This is a genomic window from Burkholderia sp. D-99 (assembly GCF_011605345.1).
Lineage (GTDB): Bacteria > Pseudomonadota > Gammaproteobacteria > Burkholderiales > Burkholderiaceae > Burkholderia.
Genome location: NZ_JAAOXM010000002.1, coordinates 1174779 through 1200202, shown reverse-complemented (window position 1 = coordinate 1200202; position 25424 = coordinate 1174779). Strand labels below are relative to the sequence as shown.

The 25424-nt window shown below is 65.9% G+C and carries 21 protein-coding genes; 9 read left to right on the top strand and 12 right to left on the bottom strand.

The features are described from left to right. Positions 1–147 precede the first annotated feature (147 nt). Complete coding sequence (locus HAV18_RS12565; protein ID WP_006413566.1) at positions 148–867, top strand: Crp/Fnr family transcriptional regulator; 720 nt, start codon at positions 148–150, stop codon at positions 865–867. Between the two features lie 13 nt (positions 868–880). Here HAV18_RS12565 and HAV18_RS12560 read toward each other — a convergent pair whose 3' ends face one another. Both HAV18_RS12560 and HAV18_RS39875 read right to left on the bottom strand, forming a co-directional pair. Continuing rightward, positions 881–1309, bottom strand: a complete 429-nt coding sequence (locus tag HAV18_RS12560) for a PRC-barrel domain-containing protein (protein ID WP_043280788.1) — start codon at positions 1307–1309, stop codon at positions 881–883. 244 nt (positions 1310–1553) lie between these two features. Next, the gene (locus tag HAV18_RS39875; protein WP_243771611.1) at positions 1554–2024 is read right to left on the bottom strand and encodes a hypothetical protein; all 471 of its coding nucleotides are present in this window, start codon (positions 2022–2024) and stop codon (positions 1554–1556) included. Between HAV18_RS39875 and HAV18_RS12550 the strand changes: the two genes are divergently transcribed. The 4 genes from HAV18_RS12550 to tkt all read left to right on the top strand — a co-directional run bounded on the left by HAV18_RS12550 (position 2023) and on the right by tkt (position 6110). After that, on the top strand, positions 2023–2511 hold the full coding sequence (locus HAV18_RS12550) for a Spy/CpxP family protein refolding chaperone (RefSeq protein ID WP_006413580.1): 489 nt from the start codon (positions 2023–2025) through the stop codon (positions 2509–2511). The two genes, HAV18_RS39875 and HAV18_RS12550, sit on opposite strands and share 2 nt — an antisense overlap. Before the next feature lie 183 nt (positions 2512–2694). Continuing rightward, the gene (locus HAV18_RS39870) at positions 2695–2850 is read left to right on the top strand and encodes a hypothetical protein (protein ID WP_243771610.1); all 156 of its coding nucleotides are present in this window, start codon (positions 2695–2697) and stop codon (positions 2848–2850) included. Positions 2851–3173: 323 nt separating this feature from the next. Beyond that, positions 3174–3959 (top strand): PRC-barrel domain-containing protein, encoded by a 786-nt coding sequence (locus HAV18_RS12540; protein ID WP_166955996.1) that lies wholly within the window; start codon positions 3174–3176, stop codon positions 3957–3959. A 75-nt stretch (positions 3960–4034) separates the two neighbouring features. Continuing rightward, the gene (tkt, locus tag HAV18_RS12535) at positions 4035–6110 is read left to right on the top strand and encodes a transketolase (RefSeq protein WP_166955994.1); all 2076 of its coding nucleotides are present in this window, start codon (positions 4035–4037) and stop codon (positions 6108–6110) included. A 23-nt stretch (positions 6111–6133) separates the two neighbouring features. On the opposite strand, the gene pgm is transcribed toward tkt, so the two are convergent. Both pgm and HAV18_RS12525 read right to left on the bottom strand, forming a co-directional pair. After that, positions 6134–7810, bottom strand: a complete 1677-nt coding sequence (gene pgm / locus HAV18_RS12530) for a phosphoglucomutase (alpha-D-glucose-1,6-bisphosphate-dependent) (protein ID WP_166956778.1) — start codon at positions 7808–7810, stop codon at positions 6134–6136. A 115-nt stretch (positions 7811–7925) separates the two neighbouring features. Next, positions 7926–8144 carry a hypothetical protein gene (locus HAV18_RS12525; protein ID WP_078041935.1) on the bottom strand — a complete coding sequence of 73 codons (219 nt, stop codon included), beginning with the start codon at positions 8142–8144 and terminating at the stop codon, positions 7926–7928. A gap of 294 nt (positions 8145–8438) precedes the next feature. Between HAV18_RS12525 and HAV18_RS12520 the strand changes: the two genes are divergently transcribed. Further along, complete coding sequence (locus tag HAV18_RS12520; RefSeq protein ID WP_078041816.1) at positions 8439–9728, top strand: sodium:proton antiporter; 1290 nt, start codon at positions 8439–8441, stop codon at positions 9726–9728. Positions 9729–9860: 132 nt separating this feature from the next. On the opposite strand, the gene HAV18_RS12515 is transcribed toward HAV18_RS12520, so the two are convergent. Continuing rightward, positions 9861–10019, bottom strand: a complete 159-nt coding sequence (locus tag HAV18_RS12515) for a DUF3309 family protein (protein WP_078041817.1) — start codon at positions 10017–10019, stop codon at positions 9861–9863. 742 nt (positions 10020–10761) lie between these two features. Between HAV18_RS12515 and HAV18_RS12510 the strand changes: the two genes are divergently transcribed. Beyond that, positions 10762–12015 (top strand): DUF2252 domain-containing protein, encoded by a 1254-nt coding sequence (locus HAV18_RS12510; protein ID WP_166955992.1) that lies wholly within the window; start codon positions 10762–10764, stop codon positions 12013–12015. A gap of 110 nt (positions 12016–12125) precedes the next feature. Here HAV18_RS12510 and HAV18_RS12505 read toward each other — a convergent pair whose 3' ends face one another. Continuing rightward, positions 12126–12272, bottom strand: a complete 147-nt coding sequence (locus HAV18_RS12505; protein WP_006413561.1) for a DUF3096 domain-containing protein — start codon at positions 12270–12272, stop codon at positions 12126–12128. Between the two features lie 425 nt (positions 12273–12697). Between HAV18_RS12505 and HAV18_RS12500 the strand changes: the two genes are divergently transcribed. Then, positions 12698–12874, top strand: coding sequence for a CsbD family protein (locus HAV18_RS12500; RefSeq protein ID WP_166955989.1), 177 nt, complete (start codon positions 12698–12700; stop codon positions 12872–12874). A 111-nt stretch (positions 12875–12985) separates the two neighbouring features. Here the strand turns inward: HAV18_RS12500 and HAV18_RS12495 are convergent, their stop codons facing one another. Continuing rightward, positions 12986–13321 (bottom strand): hypothetical protein, encoded by a 336-nt coding sequence (locus HAV18_RS12495; RefSeq protein ID WP_078041938.1) that lies wholly within the window; start codon positions 13319–13321, stop codon positions 12986–12988. A gap of 70 nt (positions 13322–13391) precedes the next feature. Further along, positions 13392–13739, bottom strand: coding sequence for a hypothetical protein (locus tag HAV18_RS39865; protein ID WP_226128590.1), 348 nt, complete (start codon positions 13737–13739; stop codon positions 13392–13394). Positions 13740–13862: 123 nt separating this feature from the next. Between HAV18_RS39865 and HAV18_RS12485 the strand changes: the two genes are divergently transcribed. Next, positions 13863–14135, top strand: a complete 273-nt coding sequence (locus tag HAV18_RS12485; RefSeq protein WP_078041820.1) for a hypothetical protein — start codon at positions 13863–13865, stop codon at positions 14133–14135. A gap of 310 nt (positions 14136–14445) precedes the next feature. On the opposite strand, the gene HAV18_RS12475 is transcribed toward HAV18_RS12485, so the two are convergent. The 4 genes from HAV18_RS12475 to HAV18_RS12460 form a co-directional block, all read right to left on the bottom strand. Next, on the bottom strand, positions 14446–15627 hold the full coding sequence (locus HAV18_RS12475; protein WP_078041822.1) for a fatty acid desaturase: 1182 nt from the start codon (positions 15625–15627) through the stop codon (positions 14446–14448). Positions 15628–15714: 87 nt separating this feature from the next. After that, the gene (locus HAV18_RS12470; protein ID WP_078041939.1) at positions 15715–15933 is read right to left on the bottom strand and encodes a glycine zipper 2TM domain-containing protein; all 219 of its coding nucleotides are present in this window, start codon (positions 15931–15933) and stop codon (positions 15715–15717) included. A 161-nt stretch (positions 15934–16094) separates the two neighbouring features. Continuing rightward, a complete protein-coding gene (locus HAV18_RS12465; RefSeq protein WP_166955987.1) occupies positions 16095–24740 on the bottom strand; it encodes a GH36-type glycosyl hydrolase domain-containing protein in 8646 nt (2881 codons plus the stop codon). A gap of 62 nt (positions 24741–24802) precedes the next feature. Next, positions 24803–25255: a type II toxin-antitoxin system HicB family antitoxin gene (locus tag HAV18_RS12460; RefSeq protein WP_011548845.1), complete on the bottom strand. Its 453-nt coding sequence runs from the start codon at positions 25253–25255 to the stop codon at positions 24803–24805. Positions 25256–25424 lie beyond the last annotated feature (169 nt).

Here is a 25424-nt window from a genome sequence, read left to right as displayed (position 1 = left end):
GTCGAGAAAAGGGACACATTGCCGCCACTGTCCCGCCTGGTCGTCGGATCGGTAAGATATGATGGTTGGCCCCGTCCGCCGATTCCCGCAGCGCCCACATCGGTCGGATTCTCGTTCGTCAGCCGGGCGCAAGCGTAGGAGCCACGCATGCAGGACAACCCGCCCCTTACCGAAAATCACCTGTTAGCTGCGCTGCCGGAGAACGAGCGTGCCCACCTTGCCACACACCTGACGCTTGTCGAGATGCCGTTGGGAAAGGTGCTGTACGAGTCGGGCGGCCAGCTTCATCACGTCTATTTTCCGACCACGTCGATCGTGTCGCTGCTGTATGTGATGGAGGATGGCTCGTCCGCGGAAATCGCGATCGTCGGCCATGAAGGCATGATCGGCGTGTCGCTGTTCATGGGCGGCGAAACGACGCCGAGTCGCGCCGTCGTGCAAAGCGCGGGGCAGGCCTACCGGCTCGACGCGAGCATCCTGAAGGAGGAATTCCGGCGCGGCAACGCGATGCAGCGCCTGTTGTTGCGCTATACTCAGGCGCTCATCACGCAGATGGCGCAGACTGCGGTATGCAACCGGCATCACTCGATCGATCAACAGCTGTGTCGCTGGCTGCTGCTCAGCCTCGACCGCCTGCCGTCGAACCAGTTGCGCATGACGCAGGAACTGATCGCCAACATGCTGGGCGTGCGCAGGTCGGGCGTGACGGAAGCAGCATTGAAGCTGCAGGACGCGGGCCTCATCCGCTACAACTACGGCCATATCGAGGTGCTGGACCGACCCGGGCTCGAAAAGCGCGTGTGCGAATGCTACAGCGTGGTCAAGCGCGAATTCGACCGCCTGCTTCCCGATCTGAAGCGACTCTAGCCGCCACTACGCCTTATCCGACGACCCAGTAAGGCGCCCGGTTGTAGTACTGGTGAAGCGACAATCCCCACTGCAATTGCGTCATCACCGGCCAATGCTCGTCGTCGAAGCCTGGGGTGCTTTTGACATGCGCGGCGGCCACATCCAGATGGAAACATTTGTCGCCGACATCGTATTTCATCGCGCTCCACGGAATGGCGCAAAGCATCTCGCCCGTGCCGCCGCTGGACGCCACCGCGTAGGCAATTCTGCCGTGGTGCAAATCGAGCACAATGCCGAAAACATTGCCGATGTCCTCACCGTCCGACGCGATGATCTTGCTGCCCTTCAGGACATCCGCGGTTGTCACCATATGAGCGGGTTCATCGCCGGCATCGCGTTCGACGAGCTTGCCCCCGTTGCTGTCATCCCCGGATCGATCGGGGGTGTGGAGCATCCTCATGATGTCCTCCTTGGACAAGTTCCGGGAATATCCGTCTCGTGCACGGCCTCGACATCGAAAGCGGCACTCGACGCACGAGAAAACGCTGCGCGCACCGGCATCGGAAGTCGGTACGGTTCCGTACCCGGGTACACCGGGAATATCGGCTCGCCGGTGCGCCGACCGATTCCGCCGCGCTTATCGATATCGCCGGATACCGGCGACGACTCGATGCTTCGTGGTCGCGCAGGGCGCTGCCCCTGCGCTAGCGGTGCTTGATGTGTGACGACTTCCGATGATGCTTTCGATGGGCCGGGCGGGAGATCATCCTCGTGACACCGCCGATCGACGGCGGATCGCTGGCGGGGAATGTCCCCTCCACCGCCTCGTCGACATTGCGTTCGCTCTTGCCGCCGTTCGTATGCTGCTCTCGATATCTGCTGCGCATAACCGCCTCCATGGAGGTAATGGTCGGATCGGGCCGCGCCTGATTCAGCTGGGCCGCCAGCGTGAAACGCCTCCGGTCACGACGCCAGCATAGACCCGATCCGAACATTCCGTCCGGCGCGAACGTGATCCGCCGCACAACGCCGGGCATCGCGAAACAGCCACGCACACCGGCAAACCGTCCGGCATCGGACAGACTGAGCCCGCACACCCCGCGTATAGCTGGGCTGCCGGCCGGATAAGTCGCGAGACGTCGACTCCTTCCCGATTTTTCATCAGGATCCACCATGAAACTCGCTCTTCTCGCCCTCCCCCGACAGATTGCCGGCGCGTTCGCCGTGGCGGTGACAGTCGCCCTCGGCTCAGCCGTCTTCGCCCCACTCTCGAATGCTGCCGGCCCCGCACCGGATCACGCACCACCCCACGTCATGACCGTGGCGGCTCAAAAGTCGGTCGACGGGCGCATCAACAGCCTGCACCAGCGCCTTGGCATCACGCCTGCCCAGGAATCCCTGTGGCAGCGGGTCTCGCAGGTCATGCGCGATAACGCGAACGCGATGGAATCGCTCAGGAAGGCACGTAGCGATCACGCGAACGACATGAGCGCGATGGACGATCTTCATTCCTACGGCCAAGTCGCCAACGTGCACGCCGAAGGCATCAAAAAACTGACCACGGCATTTCAGCCGCTGTACGACAGCATGTCCGATACGCAAAAGCAGAACGCGGACGCGATTTTCCGTGGCAACGGTCACCACCTGATCAAGAAACAATAGTTCCGGATCGTACCCAGGAGAACATGATGGACGTTTCTGTCGGACACGCACGTCGAAACACGATGGCGCCGAGATCAGGCATGCGGCTCGTCGGCATGATCGTTGCGTTCGGCTGCCTTGTCGTTGCACCGCAGTTGCATGCGGAGAGAATGAATCACGGCTGGGACAAGGGCAATCACGCGCATGACGCATCAGGGCGGTCGCCACTACGACCATCACCGGCATGGAGGCGACGGCTATTACGATGGCGAGGATGACGCTTATGCCGCGCCTCCGATGGTTTACGAGCCGGCACCGGCGCCCGGCGTCTCGCTGTTCATCCCCCTGCGGCTGCGTTAACGTACGAATCCTGTCCGGCGGACGGGTACACCCGGCGGCACGTGGCTGTGGCGACCCTCACTGCTTCGTGATCCTGATGACGATGCTCGAGAGGATGTGTCGCGACATGCCGGGACGGACGGTTCCCCCTCGTGCGCGCTTTGTACGGTTTCGTACCGCATCGGCTAGCCGCCGCGTGTAGCGTCTCAAACATGCCGGCTATCCGAGTGGACGCGCTCGGCAGGAATCGCTCCGCATCGGCGGACGAACGGCTGGATGCCACCGCACGGCACGCATGCCAGCCGGATCACCGACGTGCCGAGCATCGATCTGGCGAGGACATCATGTTACGAAGCATCCGAAGGTTGCACGGAGACACGGTTCGAGCGAAGGACGGCGATATCGGGCACATCCACCAGGCCTACTTCGACGATGACAACTGGTGCATCCGCTACCTCGTCGTCGAGACGGGCGACTGGCTGCACGACAGGCAGGTGCTGGTTTCGCCGTATTCCGTCACGCATGCCGATCCCGAAACCCGCACGTTATACGTCAGCCTCACGCAACAGCAGGTGAGAGACAGCCCGAATCTGGACACGCACAAGCCGGTATCGCGCCAGCACGAGATCGAGTACCTGCGTTACTACAACTACCCGACTTACTGGGGCGGCCCGAACCTTTGGGGGATGGGTGCTTACCCGGCTTTCGATCCGGCCGGACCGTCGCAGGATCTCGATGCCGGCGGCCCGCTGTTCTCGCACGGCGCGCCGGCCAGTGCGCCGGCGGATACGCATTTGCGCAGCACCGGCGAGGTCGACGGATATCGGCTCGAAGCCACGGACGGACATATCGGTCACGTGTCCGACTTCATTTACGACGATGAAGCCTGGGTGATCCGCTATCTGGCGATCGACACGTCGAGCTGGTGGTCGACCGGCAAGGAAGTCCTGATCGCGACGCACTGGCTTGACCAGGTGGAATGGCATACGGAAACGGTTTCGGCCACGCTCACGCGCGACGCGATCCGCCGCAGCCCTCCCTACGACGACTCGCAGCTCGTGCATCGAAGCTACGAAATCGAGTTGCACGAATTCTACGGCAAGCACGGCTACTGGCCCCGAGACCGATAACGCGGACGACGGGCCGTCAACGCAACCACCATCCCGTTTGGGATGTTGCGTGACCGAACGCCAAGGAGCAGTTGCATGACCTCAACCGATTTCCCGTCAATCCAAGGGGCGGCACTCGATGCGCTCTGCATCAATACGCTGCGCTTCCTGTCGATCGATGCCGTGCAGAAAGCGGCGAGCGGCCATCCAGGCTTGCCGCTCGGCGCCGCACCGATGGCCTATGTGTTATGGATGCGCCATCTCAAGCATCACCCCGCCAATCCGGCGTGGCTCGATCGCGATCGCTTCATCCTGTCGGCCGGACATGGTTCGATGCTGTTGTACAGCCTGCTTCATCTAACCGGCTACGACCTGCCGCTCGATCAGATCGGGCGCTTCCGGCAATCGGGCAGCCTCACGCCCGGCCATCCGGAGCGCGGCCTCACGCCGGGCGTCGAGACGTCGACCGGCCCGCTCGGCCAGGGCTTCGCCAACGCCGTCGGCATGGCGATGGCGGAAGCGCAGCTCGCCGCGTGCTACAACCGTCCCGGCTTCGAGATCGTGGATCACCACACCTACGCACTTGTCAGCGACGGCGACCTGATGGAAGGCGTCGCAGCGGAAGCCGCATCGCTTGCCGGCCATCTCCGGCTCGGCAAGCTGATCTGCCTGTACGACGACAATCGGGTCACACTGTCCGCCGGCACCGCTATCACCTTCACCGAAGATCGCGCGCAACGGTTCGACGCCTACGGCTGGCATACCGAAACGGTCGACGACGGCAACGATCTGGCCGCAATCGACGCGGCGCTGGCCAACGCACGTGCCGAGCTGCTGCGTCCGTCGTTGATCCTCGTGCGCACGCATCTCGGTTATGGCTCGCCCAACCGGCAAGACACCTACCAGGCGCACGGATCGCCGCTCGGCGACGCCGAGGTGCGCCTGACCAAGCACAACCTCGGGTGGCCGCCCGACCCCGCGTTTCATATCCCCGCACCGGCGCTCGCGCATTTTCGTCGCGCGCTGACGGAGGGGCGCGCACGAGAAGATCACTGGAACGCGCGGTTCGCAGCGTATGCGCGCGCGTTTCCCGAGCTGGCCGACGCGCTGCTGAACACGGTGCGCGGCACGTTGCCCGACCGGTGGGACCGCGATATCCCGGTTTTTCCGGCCGATCCGAAAGGCATGGCAACGCGGGTTGCTTCCGGCAAGGTGCTGAATGCCCTCGCCTCCCGCGTCCCTTCGCTGGTCGGCGGCTCCGCCGATCTGAATCCCTCGACCTTCACCGCGCTGACCGGGCTCGGCGATTTCGAGGCTGCCGGCATGAGCGCGCTCGACCGGCAAGGTTCCGACGGCGGCGGCTGGAGCCGCGGCGGCCGCAATCTGCATTTCGGTGTGCGCGAGCATGCGATGGGCGCGATCCTGAACGGCCTGGCGGCTCACGGCGGCATCCTGCCGTTCGGCGCGACCTTCCTGATCTTTTCCGACTACATGCGTCCGCCGATCCGGCTCGCCGCGTTGATGCGCCTGCAGGTGATCTATGTGTTCACGCACGACAGCCTCGCCGTCGGCGAGGACGGTGCGACGCATCAGCCGGTGGAGCAGCTTGCCGGCCTGCGTGCGATCCCGGGCCTGCTGGTGATTCGACCGGCCGATGCCAACGAGACGGCCGTCGCGTGGCGGGTGGCGCTCGAAGCCCGGGAGCGGCCGACCGCGCTGGTTCTGACCCGCCAGGACGTGCCGACCATCGATCGCTTGCGGTTCGCGCCGGCCGAGGGGTTGCGGCGCGGCGGCTACGTCTTGGCCGATGCGCCCGAGGGCCGCCCCACGCTGATCCTGATCGCGACGGGCTCGGAAGTCGCGCTCGCGCTGGCGGCGCACGCAGAGCTGCTCGCGCGCGGCGTGGCGGTTCGGGTGGTGTCGCTGCCCTGCTGGAGATTGTTCGACGCCCAGCCCCAGCCGTATCAGGACGCCGTGCTGCCGAAGTCGGTCGGCGCGCGGCTGGCGATCGAAGCGGGCGTATCGCAAGGCTGGCACCGCTATGTCGGCGATCGCGGCGACGTGCTCGGCGTCGCGGGTTTCGGCGCGTCGGCGCCGGGCGCCGAGTTGATGCGCGATTTCGGCTTCACAGTCGAGAACGTCTGCGACCGCGCACTGAAACTGCTCGCCTGAGCCGCAGCCGGCCCGTGCGCGTATCAGGCGTGCGGGCCGCCGCCGGCATGGTGCGTACCGGCTTCGAGCACCGCGTCGACCATCGACTGGGCATCGGCCACGATGCTCGCCACGTGCTCCTCGCCGTTGAAGCTTTCCGCATAGATCCGGTAGAGATCCTCGGTACCGGATGGCCGGGCCACGAACCAGCCGTGTTCCGTCATCACCTTGATGCCGCCGATCGCGGCCCGATTGCCCGGCGCCCGATCGAGTATCCGGACGATCGCTTCTCCCGCCAGTTCGGTGTGCGTGAACTGATGCGGCGTCAGCCGCGCCAGCAGTGCGCGCTGCTCGCGTGTGGCCGCGGCCTGTACCCGCCGTTCGGCGGGCGCGCCGAATCGGTGCGCCAGACCGCGGTAAAGCTCCGCCGGATCGCGGCCGGTTCGCGTCATGATTTCGGCAGACAGCAACGCGGGAACGATGCCGTCCTTGTCGGTCGTCCAGGGTTGCCCGTCGAGCTGCAGGCACGTGGCCCCCGCACTCTCCTCGCCGGCGAACCCCAGCGTGCCGTCGAGCAAGCCGCCGACGAACCATTTGAAGCCGACGGGTACTTCGTAGACTTCGCGAGCGCGTGCGCGGGCGACACGATCGATCATCCCGCTGCAGACGACCGACTTGCCGACCGCCGCGCGCGCGGGCCACCCCGGCCGATGCGCGTACAGATAATCGACGAGCACCGCGAGATAGTGATTGGGCGGCAAGAGACCGTCGCTCCGCGTGACGATCCCGTGCCGGTCGTGGTCGGTGTCGCACGCGAACGCGACGTCGAAGCGGTCTTTCCGCGCGATCAGGGTCTGCATCGCATACGGCGACGACGGATCCATGCGGATCCGTCCGTCCCAGTCGACGCTCATGAAGCGAAAAGTCGGGTCGACTTCCTCGCTGACGATCACGAGATTCAAACGGTAACGCTCGGCAATCGCGCGCCAGTAGTGCACCCCGGCGCCGCCGAGCGGATCGACGCCGAGCAGGATCGGCGCGCCGCGCAGAAGGTCCATGTCGATGACGCTCGCCAGGTCGTCGACATACGCCGCGAGGAAGTCGTAGCGGTGCGTCGTGGCGGCATTCGATGCCTTCGACAACGAGACGCGGCTCACCCCCGCGAGCCCCGCTTCGAGCAGATCGTTCGCCACCGTTTCGATCCAGCGGGTGACGGCCTCCTCGGCCGGGCCGCCGGTCGCCGGGTTGTACTTGATGCCGCCGTTGTCCGGGGGATTGTGCGACGGCGTCACCACGATGCCGTCGGCGAGCCCGGCACTGCGTCCGTGGTTGTACTTCAGGATCGCGCGCGAAACGGCCGGCGTGGGTGTGTATTCGCCCGGCGGCGCCAGCATGACCTCGACGCCATTGGCAGCCAGTACTTCAAGCACGCTCGCCTGCGCCGGTTCGGACAGTGCGTGCGTATCGATGCCGAGAAACAACGGACCGTCGATGCCGTGCGAACGTCGATACCGGCAGATCGCCTGCGCGATCGCGAGGACGTGCCACTCGTTGAAGCTGCGGGTCGACGCGGAGCCCCGGTGTCCCGACGTGCCGAACGTCACGCGTTGCGCCGGGACGGCCGGGTCCGGCATATCGGTGTAGTACGCGGTCACGAGGCGGGGGACGTCGATCCACAGCGCGTATGGCGCGAGCCGGCCCGCCAGCGGACTGACGGGCATCGCGGCCGGCGCGACCGGCGGGTCGGATGTCGTGGGTTTCAACCTGCCTCCTGTATGGGGCACAGCCCCATTCTCGTTCGCGCATGGGCCATGACTGCCGGCACGCCGGCCAGGCTCAATGCGTGGCCGGCGTGCCCGCTCGACGCTCGAGCATGACGATAAGGGCGATGATGCTGACGAACTGCGTGCGTTCCGACGGCGTCGGACAGCCGTCTTCCAGAATCGATTCCAGCCGGATTCGCCACAGTGCCCATGGCACAGGCTCACCGAGCGCGACGCGTGCAATGAGTCGTTCAAGTGAACGCAGGTCTCCCTCGATTGCTGTGTGGGCCATGGCCATGCTCCGATTGTCGTGAGGAACGGCGAACAGTCTATGACGAAGCACCGCGCCGCTCTGCCCGCTACCGTACATCGCATGCGTGCCGCTTCGGGTAGGCCTTCCCAACCGCGTCAGCCGCAGGCGCGCGTCGCTGCGATCGCAATGGTCGTGCCCGGTCCTTTGTCCGCCATCGGACAGACGCCGGACCGGCTCGCTGCGAACGTGGTACGACCGGCGCATCGCCATCCCGTGACGCTCCCGCGCCGACAGGCGGCCCGAGCGTCACGTTATCCATGCTGGGTATGCAAAGTGACTGAAACGATCGGATGCCTCATCTTCGGAGCCCTGCTGATTGCCATGGGACTCATCGGATCGTCGCTCGAGCGCCTGCCGCTGAGCGCGGCCATGGTGTATCTCGGGATCGGCTTTCTGATCGGACCGGCCGCCACCGGCTTGCTGTCGATGACCTTGCCGGATGACGTCACGCGCTTGCGTTTCGCCGCAGAAATCGGCTTGCTGATCTCGCTGTTCGCGATCGGCCTGAGGCTGCGTGTCCCGCCCGCCGATCCCCGCTGGATGCTGCCGCTGCGGCTTGGCGTCGTCGCGATGATCTTCACTGTCGCGTCGATCGCCGCGCTCGGCGTGCTGGTGTTGCATTTGAGCATCGGCGTCGCGGTACTGCTGGGCGCGATGATCGCGCCGACGGACCCGGTGCTCGCGCATGACGTCGGGGTGCGCGACGCGGGTGACGTCGAACTGGTGCGCTTTTCGTTGTCCGGCGAAGGCGGGATCAACGACGGCACGGCCTACCCGTGCGCGGTGCTCGGCTTGCTTTTGTGCGGTTCCGGCACGACGTTGGCGCTCCACTGGAGCATGGTCGGTGGCATTGCATGGGGCATCGCGTCCGGTGTGGGCGCCGGCTGGCTGCTCGGCTTCGTCACCGCCCGGCTCGTCGCATTCCTGCGCAGTCATCACGGACAGGCGCTCGGCCTCGAAGGGTTTTTCGCGCTGGGCCTGATCATACTGTCGTACGGCGTGGCGCTGGCCATTCATGGCTACGGGTTCCTGGCCGTGTTCGCCGCGGGGGTCGCGATGCGGCGTGTCGAGCATCGAACGAGCGGCCGGAAGACGTCGAAGGAGACGGTCGGCGTCGTGGACAGCGAGGATGTCGAGGCCACCGCCACCGATCCCGACAAAGCCCATGCCTTCGTTGCGGAATCGGTCATGGGATTTACGATCGAGCTTGAACACATCGCCGAAGCCGTGCTGATCCTGCTGATCGGCGCGCTCGTGTCCCGCTATTGGGCCGACATGCTGACCTGGACGGGCGCGGCCGTGGTCGCGACACTGCTGTTCGTCATCCGGCCGGCCGCCACCCGGCTCGCGCTGATCGGCTCCCGGGCGTCGCGCCACCAGCGCCGGTTGATCAGCTGGTTCGGCATTCGCGGCGTGGGTTCCCTGTATTACTTGATGCTGGCGATCGAGCAAGGGCCGCGCGCGCAACTGTTGCCGCTGGTTCCGTGGGTACTGACCATCATCGCCGTGTCGATCGTGCTGCACGGCATGTCGGCCACGCCGCTTATGCGCCGTTTTGCATGAGATCCGTGGCGGGCGCAGTGGCACGGTGCATGTGTTGGTAGAACGGTTCGGTTCGGTGCGATGCCACACCCGACACTCACGGTGCCGGGCGGCGGTCTTTCGATGAACCTGCAGCGTCGATGATGTCCCGCGTCACAGCCTGCCCAGCAGCATCATGATGAGCAATACGATCAATACCAAGCCAAGCAATCCGCTTGGACCATAACCCCAGCCGTTGCTGTAGCGCCAGGTCGGGATCACCCCGACCATCAACAGCACGACAACGATCAGTAGAAGAAGTCCCAGTGACATGTCGTCTCTCCTCAATCAATCCGGCCGGCCATGTCGCGATGCGTCCGCACCGATGGCTGCCGAATGCAATCGAACCGATGTTTCCGTCGATCTGCGCCCGTGCGCTTCCCCGTCGAAATGGGCGGTGCCGCCTCTCGAATGCCGGATTAGCCGGGACGTCGGTCGCCCTGCTCCTTCATGCGGGACGCGTGCTCGATGCACCCGGTTCGGGACGTGCATCGACGCTTTCAATATCAAAGTAGACGGATGCGGGCGGGGAGTCTGTCCGGCAACGTACCGGACGCACGCGGGTCATCGCGGACATCGCCGCCAATCGCCTGCTTGCCGATCTGAAGCGACGCCAACCGCCACTGCACGGCATCGTACCGACTTCCGCTGTTCGCTCGCCCATTCTGGGTCGGCACGCAAGCATGCTTGCCGATGCCGATGCGCGCACGGCGCCACAACGCGCCGACACATCGCCGATGTAATCGACCGCGATCCGGTTCGAGCGATCGGATCCATGCGAAGCGGGATTCACAGGAGCACGCTCATGAACGCCCCCAGGCAACAAGCCCGCGACACGCCGCAACAGCATCGGAAATATGCGCAGGACATCGCGACCGATGACGGAATGCCCGTCCCGCCCGAAAAACCGAGGCTGACGAACCCGCTCGCTCACGAGCGGCCGCGCACCGCGAAGCAGAAGCGTTCCGACGCGAGCACGCGCTCGGGAACGGACTATCGATCGATTCGATAGCGCATGCGTCACACTTCAGCCACCACGCACCCGGGTCGCGCGCTGCGCCGAGCCACGCCCGTCCGCGGGCGGCAGGCTGCCCTCATTGCGCTCCGAAACGAGAAGATGGCGCGGTCGGCCCACGCCTATGTCCGGGGCAATACCGTCAGATTTTACGAATGGATCGAGAGCCTGGAGCGCCACACGTTACCGGAAGGCCCGCCGATCTGGATTTGCGGCGACTGTCACGTCGGCAACCTGGGACCCATCGCGAACGCTCGGGGGCACGTCGAGATACAGATCCGCGACCTCGACCAGACGGTTGTCGGCAACCCGGTCCACGACCTCATCCGCCTCGGATTGTCGCTGGCTACCGCTGCGCGCGGCTCCGATCTGTCCGGCGTGATCGTCGCGGCCATGATTGAACAGATGATGGACGGCTATGAGCGGGCCTTCGACAGCCATGCGTGCGTGGATGCCGCGGCGTCCATTGACAATCCGGAGTCCATCCGGCTGGTCATGCGGGAGGCATGGAAGCGGTCGTGGAAAAAGCTGGCCAGGGAACGTATCGAAAACACCCGGCCAACGATCCCTTTTGGCAAGACTTTCTGGCCGCTGTCGAAGGAAGAACGGCGTGCGGTCACGCAGCTTTTCGCAGACGAGGCCGTTGCGGGCCTGGCCACTTCATTGCGGTCGCGCGACGAAGGCGCGTCGGTGGAGGTGCTCGATGCCGCTTATTGGGTAAAAGGCTGCAGCTCGCTTGGCCGCCTGCGCGTTGCGGAACTGCTCGACATTGGGCATGAATCGTCCCGCGGGAATGATCTATGTCTGATGGACGTCAAAGAGGCCATTCAGGCTGCGGCGCCGCGATACCCGTCGGTCAAGATGCCGCGCGACAACGCCGCACGCGTTGTCGAGGGGGCGCACCACCTGGCGCCATTCCTGGGCGACCGTATGCGCGCGTCGCGCTTTCTCGACCGGTCGGTGTTTCTGCGCGAACTGCTGCCGCAAGACGTGAAAATGGAAATCAACCAACTCACGCGCGACGAAGCCGCGAAAGTCGCGCGATTTCTGGCGCGGGTCGTCGGCAACGCCCACGCCAGTCAAATGGACGCGTCCACGCGCGAAAGCTGGCGGGGGGAACTGCGGCGCAATCGCTCAAAAGTGCTCGACGCGCCGTCGTGGCTGTGGGCCAGCATCGTCGAGCTCGTGAGCAGGCACGAACGAGGGTACCTGGAGCATTGCCGCAGATATGCGATGGACTCCGCGACCCGATAGATAGAACAGCACCGCGCCGCCGATCGACCTGTCAACGGCAACGGGTCGACGATCGCGAGTGCCGCGTGCGCGGTTCGTCACCTGCTGTTTCGCCGGGGGGAGGCACGGGTTCAGTGGAGATGTCCTCCGAACAGCCCGAGCAACCCGATGACGATCAGGTAGATCGCCACGATGTAATTCAACAGACGGGGCACCACAAGAATCAGGATACCGGCGATCAGCGAAACCAGTGGGCCCGCGCTCGTGAGAATGTGCATACACCCTCCGCAAGATTGAAAACAACACAGGGATACAAAGCCGCCCTGCCTTCGCCGCCGGTTACAGCGACTCGAGCCTGATGACCTTCGATGTTCGTCGCAGCATGATGCGTCTCAGGTTGTTCGTGGATATCCCTGACGCTACACACAGGCGAATGCGAATGCGGTACGAAAGCGTACCAAGCGCGCAAAGCATGATCACATGCCCCCCATCTTCGCGGCGATCGACCCAATCGCCGCCGGCATGCATCAGGCGGCACGCCGGCGCCGATTCGCGTACGGCAACGTACCGACCTTCGTCGCGATTGCGCGCAACATGTGTTCGGGCGGCTTGGTTGTCCCGCGCCGAAGCGCCCGATACGACGCCTCGATGGTTCGGGGTGTCGTACCGGTGAAACAGGCGACCCATGTCAAGGAGCAGTGTGATGAACAGGGATCAGGTGAGAGGCCGCATCGCGGAAGCAAAAGGCAGGCTGAAGGAAATGGTCGGCAGGATCATGGGAAATCGAACGACCCGAATGCAGGGCAAGGTCGAGCAGGTCGTCGGCAAGACACAAGCGTCATTCGGCGACGCGAAAGCGCAATTCAAGCGGCGGCCGTAGGGTGTTCGCGCGAACCGTCCGAAGCGCCGCGCGATCGGGCAACGTGCGGCGGACTCGCCGGTGGTGATGGCACACGTCCGCATCCGGCGAGATCCGTTTCCCAGCCGACCGTCACGATGCCGCAACGCGTCGGGTGTCGTCGCCATGCGCGGCGGCAAGCGGTTTGTGCTGCTCGTCTCCCACGCCCGGAAAGAACGCGTCCCACGCGTCCCGGACACCTTTCGCTGCGGTCGCATCCGCGGCAATCGTCTCCTGGTCGCTCGACTTGGCCGGATCGGAGCACAAGCCTCGCCAGCGCGTAAAGATGAGCATCGGCTTTTCGGTCCATTCGCCGTCGCCGAACTTCGCAAATGCCGTGTCGCCGCTCACCAGTCGCACTTCATACCATCCGTTGCGAACAGGCGCATATTGGTCCAGCTTAAACCATCGTGTAGATGAGATTTTCATCATTGCCTCATGGATTCATGGATCGTTGTACAGGACAAAACTCCGGTCCCGTCTGATCAACCCGTGCGCGCTAATACGCGCACCGATTCAGCCACAGCCGGCCTGCTGACGTCATATGGATGGAGCCGCCGGTGCGCGACTCGTATGCAAGCCCGTGAGTCAATAGTTCATTGGCTATGGAGCGCGGAATATTGGCTTGGGAATCCGGAATTCGATCAAGCGACTTGAGGGTCTCGACGACCTCGGGTGAAAGTGGGATGCACATGGCAGCCTCCTCGATGTTTATTTCATCGTGAACCGAACGACACGCGTTGGTCTGTACGGTATCGACTATTTGCAGTCGGGTTTTTCCGACACCGCAGGTGACTGCCGCATTGCAGCGCAATGATTTATCCGCATCGAAAATATGATTCGGCATCCGATGTTTTTCTTGCGAAACCATTGTCAAGCGCGCACACTGAACATACCTGCCGGTTTTTTGTCAAGGCATCGGCGCCCTTGAATCCTTCGGCGCCAACGGTTGCTCTGTCAGGAGCAAATCATGACCATCCCCACTCTCGAATATCGCGGACGTGAACTCCGCGTCTATTCACAAATGCTTTTCCCGCCGTTCGGCGATCCCCACGCCCCCGGCCCGAAGCGTTTTGCTTCAATCGTGCGCATCGACACGATTCCGGCGACCTCGGCAACGGCACCGCGTTACTCGACCATTTTCGAGCACGGCGCTCCGCAAACGGCGGCGCTCGCACTCGAACTGGCGATGCAATTCGGCAAGGACATCGTGGATGGCAAGATCGCCCCTCAGGCGATCTGATCCGTCCGCCGCATCCGACTCGACGCGGCGTCTCGCGACGCGAGCACACCTCATTCAGGAGGATCTATGAAATCCCACTCAGGCACGTCGGTTGACCGACGCGATGACGCGACCCGGAAAAAGCAGCGGGACGATCTGACCCGTGCCGACGTCGAACGCGCCGAAAAGCGCATCCGTCAGGATGCCGGCATCAATTCCAATGCGAGCAAGTGGCGTTACTCGCGTCCCGACAATCGCGCGAGATGAGCGGCGCATGCGCCGCGCGCTGTGGCACGCCGGTCCCGCATGGCGGGTCGCCGGCGTGCCGCGATCACGCATACCGGCGCAGGCGCATCGAGAAATCGGCGATCGCCTTGATGCCGCTCTGGTCCGCACTACGGCACCAGTCCTGCAACTGAACCAGCAATTGCTCGTGCGACGCGTGCGACCACGTCCATAGCTCGAGCAACGTCTCGTACATATCCACGTACACGCGTATTCGCCGGTTCGCATTGGGGCTCTTCAGCGCCCGCAGATCGGGCTTGTCCCGATGGCCCCAGGCCTGGCGCAGCCAGCGTTTCATGCCGAGCGCGAACGCGCGCTTGTCGTCGCGGCTCATGTCCTCGATGCGGCGCAGCTCCCGCCGGCAGGCCGACTCGAGCATGCGCGCATAGGCGGCCATCACCGCATGCCGGTTGCGGATGATCGCTTGCAGCGTCCCGTCGTCCGCCACCACCTTGTTCGGGAGCAGGCGCGGCTTCGTCGCGATTCGCCGAATGGTCGCGAGTCTCAACACCGCCAGCAGGCGGATGTACAGCCAGCCGATGTCGAACTCGAACCAGCGGTTCGACAGCCTGGCGGACGTAACGTATGCGTGGTGATTGTTGTGCAGTTCTTCCCCGCCGATCAGGATGCCCAACGGAAAAAGGTTGGTGCTCGCATCGGACGTCGCGAAATTCCGGTAACCGCTGAAGTGGCCGCAACCATTGATTACGCCGCCGGCCCAGAACGGAATCCACATCATCTGGATCGCCCACGCCGCCGCGCCGGGCAGCCCGAACAGCCCGACGTCGATCACGACCAGCAGCCCGACGCCGAGATTCGGATAGCGGGCATAGACGTGGCGTTCGAGCCAGTCGTCCGGCGTACCCGATCCATATCGGCGCAGCGTTTCCTCGTTCCGCACTTCCTCCCGGTACAGTTCCGCGCCGCACAGCAGCACGGTCGCGAGGCCGCGGGTGCGCGGGCTATGCGGATCTTCCGGGGTCTCGCTCCTCGCGTGATGCTTGCGATGCACGGCGACCCACTGCTTGGTCAGCATGCCCGTCGTCAACCACAGCCAGAACCGAAGGAAGTGACTGACGCCCGGGTGCAGATCCAGCGCCCGGTGCGCCTGACAACGGTGCAGGTACACCGTCACGCTGATGATGGTGACATGCGTGAGCACGAGCACGACCCACGCAAGCTGCCACCAGGACAGCCTCAGCTCGCCGTTCAGGAGAAATGCCGCCATACCGGTCGCACTCCGGGTCACGCTCGTCACGCGCGCGCTTCGCCGTGACGGCGGGTGCGCGTGCCGATGCCCTACCCTTCGGCCGGCCTATTTCCCGACCTGATTGCCGACCACCCCGCCGACGGCCGCGCCGCCCACCGTGCCCAATGCACTGCCGCCCGTCAGGACTGCACCGGCAACACCGCCGACACCCGCCCCGATCACGGTATCCGTTCCGCGGCGAGACATACCGCCGCAACCCGCCAGCACGGCAATCGTCATGGTGACTATCGCCATCTCGACTGCCACGGAATGTAGCTTTCTCATGATCATCTCCTTGGGTTGCCGCGGCGCCGTCCGATCCGGCACGACGCACGGAAGCCCATGCGCTGACGTCTCGATGAAATTCGGGACATCGGTTCATGATGGCCGGTCGATCGCGCGCAGTCCGTCCGCTAACGTACCGGCGCGGATGCCGATCTGCCGCGTCACAGAAGCACCGCTTGCGCCGCCCCCAGCGTCACGACCACGCTGTGGCGGCGACCGTCGTCTACGAGCCGCACCGCCGCTTCGCCGGCAGCGAGCCGCACGCCATCGACCACGAGGCGGGACACGCCGCCGCTGGCGCCGCCCGGATTCTCGACGACGATGTCGTAGTGCGACGCGCCGTGACGCAGCGTGGCCCTAAAGCCCGGCCAGGACAGCGGGATGCACGGTTGAATGGACAGCATGTCGCCATGCCTGCGCAGACCGAGCACGCCTTCGACGCCCGCGCGATAGAGCCAGCCGGCCGAGCCGGTGTACCACGTCCAGCCGCCGCGGCCGACATGCGGCGCGACGGAATATACGTCGGCCGCGACCACGTACGGCTCGACCCGATAGCGATTCGCCCCGCTGCGCGTGCGGCTGCGATTGACCGGATTGAGCAGCGCGAACAGATTCGCGGCGCGATCGCCGTCGCCCATTTGCGCGAACGCGAGCACCGACCACGTGGCCGCATGCGTGTACTGGCCGCCGTTCTCCCGGATGCCCGGCGGATAGCCCTTGATATAACCGGGATCGACCGACGAACGATCGAACGGCGGTGCGAACAGCAGGGCCAGGCCATCGTCGCGGCGGATCAACTGCGCTTCCAGCGCGTCCATTGCCTGAGCGGCGCGCATCGGGTCCGCCGCGCGCGACAGCACGCTCCACGACTGCGCGATCGCGTCGATCGAGCATTCGGCGTTGCCGGCCGAGCCGAGCGGCGTACCGTCGTCGAAGTAGCCGCGCCGATACCATGCGCCGTCCCATCCCGCATCGGCAAGCGCATCGCGCAACGCGGCGGCACGCGTCGACCAGCGCGCCGCCAGGTCGGCCGAGCCGCGCGCCGCGGCGAGCGGGGCGAACGCCGTGAGCGTCGCATGCAGAAACCACCCGAGCCAGACACTTTCACCCCGCCCGGCTTCGCCGACCCGGTTCATGCCGTCGTTCCAGTCGCCCGTGCCGATCAGCGGCAGGCCATGCTCGCCGACCTGCGCGAGACTGGCCTCCAGTCCGCGCACGCAATGCTCGAACAGCGACGCGCTCGTTTCCGAGATGCGCGGGATGAAGAACGCGTCCTGCTCGTCGGCGGCCAGCGGTCGTCCGTCGATGAACGGGATCGATACATCGAGAATCGCACGGTCGCCGCTGACGTCGACGTAGTGCGCAACCGCATGCGCGAGCCAGACGCGGTCGTCGGAGATCCGTGTGCGTACGCCGCTGCCGCTTTCCGGCAGCCACCAGTGCTGCATGTCGCCTTCCGGAAACTGGCGCGCCGCCGCCCGCAGCAGATGCTCGCGCGCCAGGGCCGGGCGGGCGATGGCGAGCGCCATGCCGTCCTGCAACTGGTCGCGAAAGCCGTACGCGCCGCTCGCCTGATAGAAGCCCGCACGCGCCCAGATCCGGCAAGACAGCGTCTGGTACAGCAGCCAGCGGTTCAGCATCAGATCCATCGCGCGGTCCGGTGTCTCGACCTGGATCGCGCCGAGCGTCTCGTCCCAGAACGCCGTCACGGCGGCGAATATCGCGTCGAGATCCGCCTGACGGTAATGCGCGATCAACTGTCGCGCCGCTGCCGCGTCGGCGCCCTCGCCGAGCAGCAAGACGATTTCGATGCTGCCGCCGGGTTCGAGATCGACCGTGGTCTGCAACGCGGCACACGGGTCGAGCCCGGCGCCGACGCGGCCCGACAACGGCGACGCGCCGGCCCTGCCCGGAAAACCGGCGGGATCGCTCAGGACGCCATTGCGGCCGATGAACTCGCGCCGGTCCGCGCTCCACGAGGTTTGTAGGCCGCATAAATCGGCGAACGCCACCCTGCCGCGATACACCTGACTCCAGTCGTTGCGGGCAAACAGCGCTCCGGTCGGCTGATCGATCTCGCTCGCGGTGTGCGGCGCCGCGACGCTGCGCGACGCACCCAGCGCCCACTCCGCATAGGTTGCGACGGACAGCCGGCGAGTCCGGTCGGACAGGTTGTGCAAGGTCAGGCGGGAAATCTTGACAGGATCGGCCAGGGGCACGAACTGCAGCAACTCGACGGCGACGTCGGCGGCGGAATGCGCAAACCGGCTGTAGCCCTGGCCATGACTCGCCACGAAAGCGGTCGCGCCCGGCGCGTCATCGCTGATCGAGGCCGCTTGCGGCCCCCAGCGCACGCCGGTCTCGTCGTCGCGGATGTAGAACACTTCGCTCGGCGGATCGGTGACCGGGTCGTTCGACCACGGCGTCAACGGATGCTCGCGGCTGTTCGTCACCCAAGTATAGCCGCCGCCCTCCGCCGACGTCAGGAAGCCACATGACGGATTCGCGACGACGTTGACCCACGGCATCGGCGTGCGTTGACCGGGCTGCAGGATCACGACGTATTCGCGGCCGCCGCGCGCGAATCCGCCGATACCGTTGAAGTATTCGAGCCCCGCGCCGGCCTGCGCGCCCTTCGGCGCCGCAATCGCGGGCGGCGGCAGCGGCGCGCGCGCGGCATCCGGGCGGGCGGACAGCGGTGAACCAGCGAGGCGTCGCAACTGCTCCACCAGCCGGCCGTTGCGCGCGGCGAGCACGGCGCGCGCAACCGCCGGAAACAGCGCGCGCGCCGCCGCCGCCATCAGATCCTCGCGCAGCACGAAAATACTGCCGCGCCCGGCTTCGTTCGGCTGCTGCCGGGTCCGCACCAGCCCCTCGAGCGCCGCCTGCAAATCCTGCACGTACGACGCCGCGCGCTCGTTGATGATGACCAGATCGACCTCGAGCCGCTTCATCCGCCAGTACTCGTGCGCGCGGATCAGCTGCCGCACCATCGCGATGTGCTCGATGTCGTCGATCCGCACCAGCAGGATCGGCAGATCGCCCGATACGCCATGAGTCCATAGCGGCGCCGCGCCCACGCCGCCCGCCGCGGACACCGCCGCCGCATGGCGTATCAGCGCGGCGGACCCCGGCCGCATCGACGCATCGCTGTAGAGCATGTATCCGGCCAGTTGCTGGAACAACGCGGCCTCGTCGAGGCTCACCGCGCTATGCCGCAGCTGCACCTGCGCCTGGGTCCACGCGAGCATCGCCGCCCGCGCGAACGATTCGCCGTCGCGATGCTTGTCGATCAGGTCGAGCAGCTGCGCGCGCGAATCCGCGACGATGGTCCAATAGACGATGCTCGCCTTCGCGCCCGGCTCGATGCGCAGCCGCTGCCGCAGCGTGAACGCCGCGTCCAGTACCGCGCCTTCGCAAGCGCCCAGCGCACGCTGTTCGGTCAGCGCAAGCGGCAGGCGAACGCTGCGCCCGCGTCCGATGACGCGCAATCGATCGGTGTCGAATTCTTCCGCGCCGACGGTTTCGCCGGAGGTCACGGCCAGATGCGCGGCCCAAACTTCCGCCTCGTTCGGCGCGCGCTTGCGCCGCGTCGCCAGAATCGCGCCGGACACAGGCACGTACTCGGTTTCGATGAACAGTTTCGAGAATGCGGGATGGGCGTGATCGGCGGCGGGCGGAGCGAGCACGATTTCCGCGTAGGACGTGAATTCGATCACGCGTGGCCGGGAGCCGGTATTGGCCACCGACACCCGCCGCACTTCCGCATCGTCCTCGGCGGATACCACCACCTCAAGCGACGTCGTCAAGGTGCCGTCGCGACGCACGAACTCGGCGCGATCTTCGGTGAACGTCACTTCGTAGCTGTCCGGCACCACGCCGGTGGGCTGCCACGTGGCCGACCAGACCTCGCCGCTCTCGGCGTCGCGCAGATACAGATAGCTACCCCAATCGTCGCGCGTCGCGTCTTCCCGCCAGCGCGTGACGGCCAGATCGTCGCGGCGGCTGTAGCCGGAGCCCGCGGCCGTGAGCATCACGGCGTAGCGGCCGTTGGACAGCAGATGCGTGACGGGCGCGGGATCGTCCGCCGACAGCAGGCGCCGTGCAACGCCGGCGTCGACGCCATGCATCCTGCCGGCGGGTCTGGCGTCGACCCGCGGCCGCCCTGCCGCGACCCGGCCCGGCACCCGTTCCTGCAACAGCAACTCGGTGGCGCGCACGGCCGGCTCGCCATGGAAGAAGGCGCGAATGCGCCCGCCCAGCAGTGCATTGGCGATCGACACGATCGACATGCCCTGGTGATGCGCCATGAATGCCCGCACGATCGCAACTGGCATGCCTTCCGGCACGCGCGCGGGCGTGTAGTCGAGCGCTTCGTAGAAGCCGAAGCGCCCGCACGCGCCGGCTGCACGCAACCGCTCGAAGTTGCGCGCGGCGGCGTTCGGCGCGACCATCGCCGCGAGCGCGGTCGCATAGGGCGCGACCACCAGGTTCTGGTCGAGATCGCGCTTGAGCCCCAACTCCGGCACGCCGAAGCTCGAATACTGATAGGTCAGCTCGATGTCGCGCGTGTTGTACGCCGATTCGGACATGCCCCACGGCAGGTGCAGCCCGTCGCCGTAGGCGATCTGGCGACGCACCACCAGGTGATTGGTGCGCGCGAGCAGGCTGCTGTCCGGCGCACGCATCACGAGCGACGGCATCAGGTATTCGAACATCGATCCCGACCACGAGATCAGCGCCGCGCCGTGCCCGATCGGCGTCGCCAGGCGGCCGAGCCGGAACCAGTGCCGCGCCGGGACATCACCCTTCGCGATCGCGACGAAACTCGCGAGGCGCGCCTCCGATGCCAGCAGATCGTAGTTGCCCGGATCGAGCCGTCCGTCGGCCACCGCGTAACCGATCGACAGCAGATTGCGCACCGGGTCGAGCAGAAAGCCGAACTCCATCGCATAGGCCATCTGCAACGCGGTATCGGCCAGCACCTGCAAACGCTTGTTCAACACGTCCGCTTCGTCCGGCGTGCGCGTCGCATCGCGACCATGCCCCTGCACCGCGTGCTCCAGCGCCTGCGCCCAAAACAGCACATCGTCGACGTCGCCGCCCCGCACCCGGCCGACCTCGTCCATCAGCGCGCGCGCGACATCGGCGACTGTCGCGGCGAGGATCGTGATCGCGGACCATTCCGGCGCGGCGCGACCGTCCGGTGCGCCGCCCTCCCCGGTCTGCGCGGCGAGCGTTTCCTCCAGCTCGGTCGCGGCCCGCTCGAATTCGCCATGCAGGGCCGTCCGCGCGTCGCCCTCCCGGCACACGGCGCCGCGCAGCAGCGCGAGCGTATCGCCGATTCCTTCATACGCGGCTTGCCGCCCCACGCCGGCGGGCTGATTCGCCCACGCGCGGCAAGCGTTGCCGAGCGCGATCAGGTGGCCGGCGAGATTGCCGCTGTCGACCGACGACACATACCTCGGCTCGAGGGGCCGCAGATCCCGCGTGTCGTACCAGTTATAGAAATGGCCGCGATGGCGCGACATCAGCCGCATCGTCGCGAGGGTCGCCTCCAGCCGCGCCACCGCGTCCAGCGTGCCGAGCCAGCCGAACTCGCGGGCGCTGACGGCGGACAACAGATACAGCCCTATATTGGTGGGCGAAGTCCGGTGCGCGACGACGGGCTTCGGGTCCTCCTGGAAATTGTCCAGCGGCAGCATCTGATCGTCCGCCGTCACGAACGTCTCGAAATAACGCCAGGTCCGGCGCGCGTCGCGCCGCAGTTGACGCGCATCGTGCGGGGCCACCGGCAGCTCGCCCGCCGACCGTGGTGCGCGGCTCAGCCAATACGCGATCGCCGGCGCGGCAAGCCAGACGAGTACGAACGGCACGGCCAGCCAGCCCGTATGACGATCGAAGCGCCAGCCCGCCATCAGACTGGCAGCCGCGACAAGCAGCGCGAGCGTCACGCCGCCGCGCATTTGCAGATAGGTGGGCGCGAGGGTCCGCCGGTCGCGCGCACCCGCTGCGGCCGCCGTGGTCCATTCGAGCAGATGGCGACGGCTGATCGCCACACGAAACAGCGTACGCGCGATCGCGTCGCCCATCGACCACGCCTGCTGCGGCAACATGACGATCGACAGGCCGAACCGCGTCAACGCGAACCGCAACTCCATCGACCATGCATGGAGCACGCTGCGCGTGGTCATCTTCACGTGCGTGCGCCGCCAGCGCGGCACCAGCCCGCTCAATACAGGCAACAGGAACGGCAGCGCGATCGTCACCAGCACGAAGGCGCTCCAGGCGAGCGATACGGGGAGCGGCAGCATCCATCCGGCCAGTAGCGCGACCAGCATGGCGGGCGCCGTGAGTGTGCGGCGCAGGTTGTCCAGCATCTTCCAGCGGCCGACCGCCGTCAACGGTTCGTGGCCGAACAGCAACCAGGGCAGGAGCTGCCAGTCGCCGCGCGCCCATCGGTGCAGGCGGCTCGCGGCGACGTCGTAGCGGGACGGCGACGCTTCGACAACCTCGATATCCGACGCCAGTCCGGCCCGCGCGAAAATACCTTCGAACAGATCGTGACTGAGCACCGCGTTCTCCGGCACGCGACCGGCGAGCACCGCCTCGAACGCGTCGACGTCGTAGATGCCCTTGCCCGCATAGGATCCTTCGTCGAACAGATCCTGATAGACATCCGATACGGCTGACACGTAAGGATCGATGCCGTGCGCGCTCGACGACACGCGCTGGAACAGCGAACCCTCGTCGCCGCTCGCGAGCGAGGACGTGACGCGCGGCTGAAGGACGCCGTAGCCGCCGACGATGCGCCGGCTCGCCGAATCGAATACCGGCCGGTTGAGCGGATGCGCCATCTTGCCGACCAGGCGGCGCACGGTATCGCGCAGCAACCGCGTATCGGCATCGAGCGTGATCACGTAGCGCACGTCCGGCGGCACGTGCGGCGTCCGGCCGGCCGCCGCGATGAACGTCGTGTCCGATGCGCCGCGCAGCAATCGATTCAGCTCGTGCAGCTTGCCGCGCTTGCGCTCCCAGCCCATCCAGCACCGTTCGCCGTCGTTCCATACGCGCTTGCGGTGCAGCAGCAGGAAGCGCTCGCCTTCGCCCGGCGCAGCCGGATAAAGGCGATTCAACCGGTCGATGCCCTCCGTCGCGGATGCCAGCAACCTGTCGTCGCTGTCGGCGTGTGGCGTGGACGCGTCCATCCAGTCGGAGAGCAAAGCGAAGTAAAGCGCGCCGTTGGGGCTCGCCAGATGATGAATTTCCAGTTGCTCGATCTGCTCGCCGAGCACAGCTTCCGTTGTCAGCAGCACCGGCACGGCGACCATCGTGCGCAGGTCCGGCGGAATGCCGTCGAGCAATGCGAGGCCGGGCAGGATCTTCGCGCCGACATCGCGCATCACGCCGCGATTGACGAGCGCGACCGCGGCATCCAGCGCGGGTAGCAGGCCGGCGACGCCGAGCCAGATCAGCCACTGACCGGGCGGCTCGATGCAAGCGAGCCATGCCAGCATGCCCGTCAGCAGCAGCGCGGCAATCAGCCCGATTCGGCCGAGATACCCGCCGAGACCGGCGTGGCGGGTGAGGCGCCGCAACCACAACGCAACGGGCGGCCGATAGCCGATCTCCGCTTCGAATGCGGCGCGGCCGTCCGCCAGCAGGTAGTAACCGGGGTCCGCCTCGCGGCCAGGCATCGCGCCGGCGGCCGGCGCGTGGCTCGGCCCCTGTGCCGCGGCATCGGAGACGACGCGACGGGCAATCTCGAGCTCGCTGACGGGCGCGCCGCGGGCAAGCGCTTCAACCGCGTCGCGATACAGATTGCGCGTTGGGAAATCCATCTCCGCGAAACCCGGGTGGCTGCGCAGCACCTGATCGACCAGACTGATGCGCTCGAACAACTCGGTCCAGTCCACCTCCGAAATCAGCCGCATGCTGGTGATCACGTTGCGCACGGTTAGGCTGGCGGCGCCCTGCTCGTGGTTGACGGAGGCGACGATCTGGTCCGGCGTCGCGCCGCGCGCTGCCAGGTGCCGATGCAGCCACGCCAGTGCCGGCGCGACGGCCGGATCGGGATCGTGCAGCCGCTGGATCAACTGCACCGCGAACGCATCGTGCGATACCATCTGCTCATAACGCGCGACGAGCGGCTCCGTCTCCGCCCGCGCCTGCCCGCGTTCGCCGAGCAGGCGATCCGCGAGCGCGTCGGCGTCGAGCCGCGCGCGCCGGTCGTCGATGATCTGATCCGCGAGCCGCCGCAGATTTTCGATCAGCACGATCCGCAGCGTGATCGCCACCGCCCAAAGTTCACCGATCGTCAGCGGTTCCACGGCCTGATAGGCAAGCATGAAACGGCATAGCGCGTCGGGATCGAAACGGCTGTCGGTATGGGCGACGAAGGCCCAGTTGATCTCGAGCACGCGCGGATAACCGGCGAACGGGCCGTTGCCGAGCTTGGGCAGTTGGCGGTAATAGCGCGGGGAGAGATCGTCCCGGATCTGCCGCACCTGTTCTGCGACAAGGTAGTAGTTGTCGAGCAGCCACTCCGCGGCAGGCATGATCTCTTCGCCGCGTGCGTCTGCGGCCGCCGTGTTCTGATAGGCCTTCAGCAGATGATCCGCATTGTCTCTCAGCCGTGTGGCGAGCGACGGGCCCGAGATCACACCAGGCAACACCTTCTGCGCGCGAGCCAGGCTGCCCGCATGCTGCGCCAGTCGCTCCTCGCCGAAGAACTCCTCGCGAATCGGCCGGGCATTGCTCCATGGCGATGTCCGGCGTCGCGACACACGCGCAACGTGAATCTTCAAGGCGCTTCCTCCCCCATCGCCGCACCATCCGCAGCGGCTTCATGCCCGGCACACCCGGGCCGTCAGGCCGCTTCCGACAGCGATTTCGCGATGGGTTCGCACCGCAACGCTCCGTGCTGCGCGGATCGGACGGCTGCGTTCTCGCACGCCAGCGACACGAAGGCATCGCGAGTCGTATGCAGCGCGTTCGCCGTCCGATCGATGTCGTGCACGATGCGCTTTGGCAAGCACAGCTCGATGCGCACCGAATTCGACGTCATCCGGCTCAGGTCCAGATCGATGAACCGCCAGATCCCGTCCCCGGCATCAACTTCCGACGCCTGCAATACCGACATGTCCGTGGTCGGTGGCGGAACGAGACGCGCGGAGCGGTCGTAGCGGGCCATGACCCGTTGCTCGGCGGCCGCTTGCAGCTCGCCATACGAGTCGCCCTCCACGCCGACCTCGGGGAAATCCGGAAGCGCGCCGCGATAGCGGGGCTGCCCATGCTGCGTGATGTAGATCGGATATTTCATTAACCGCTCCCGGCTGAAGAACGTGACGAACGTCATCGTGCATCGCGCAGGCTCGTCGAGTCGGTACGCTGAAGAACAGTCTCCGGGAAGCGTTTCGTGGTGCGCTGCACGTCGTTCACACACCGGATCGCCCGATATTTCGCTATCCGGTCACGCAAGCGCAGCGCGC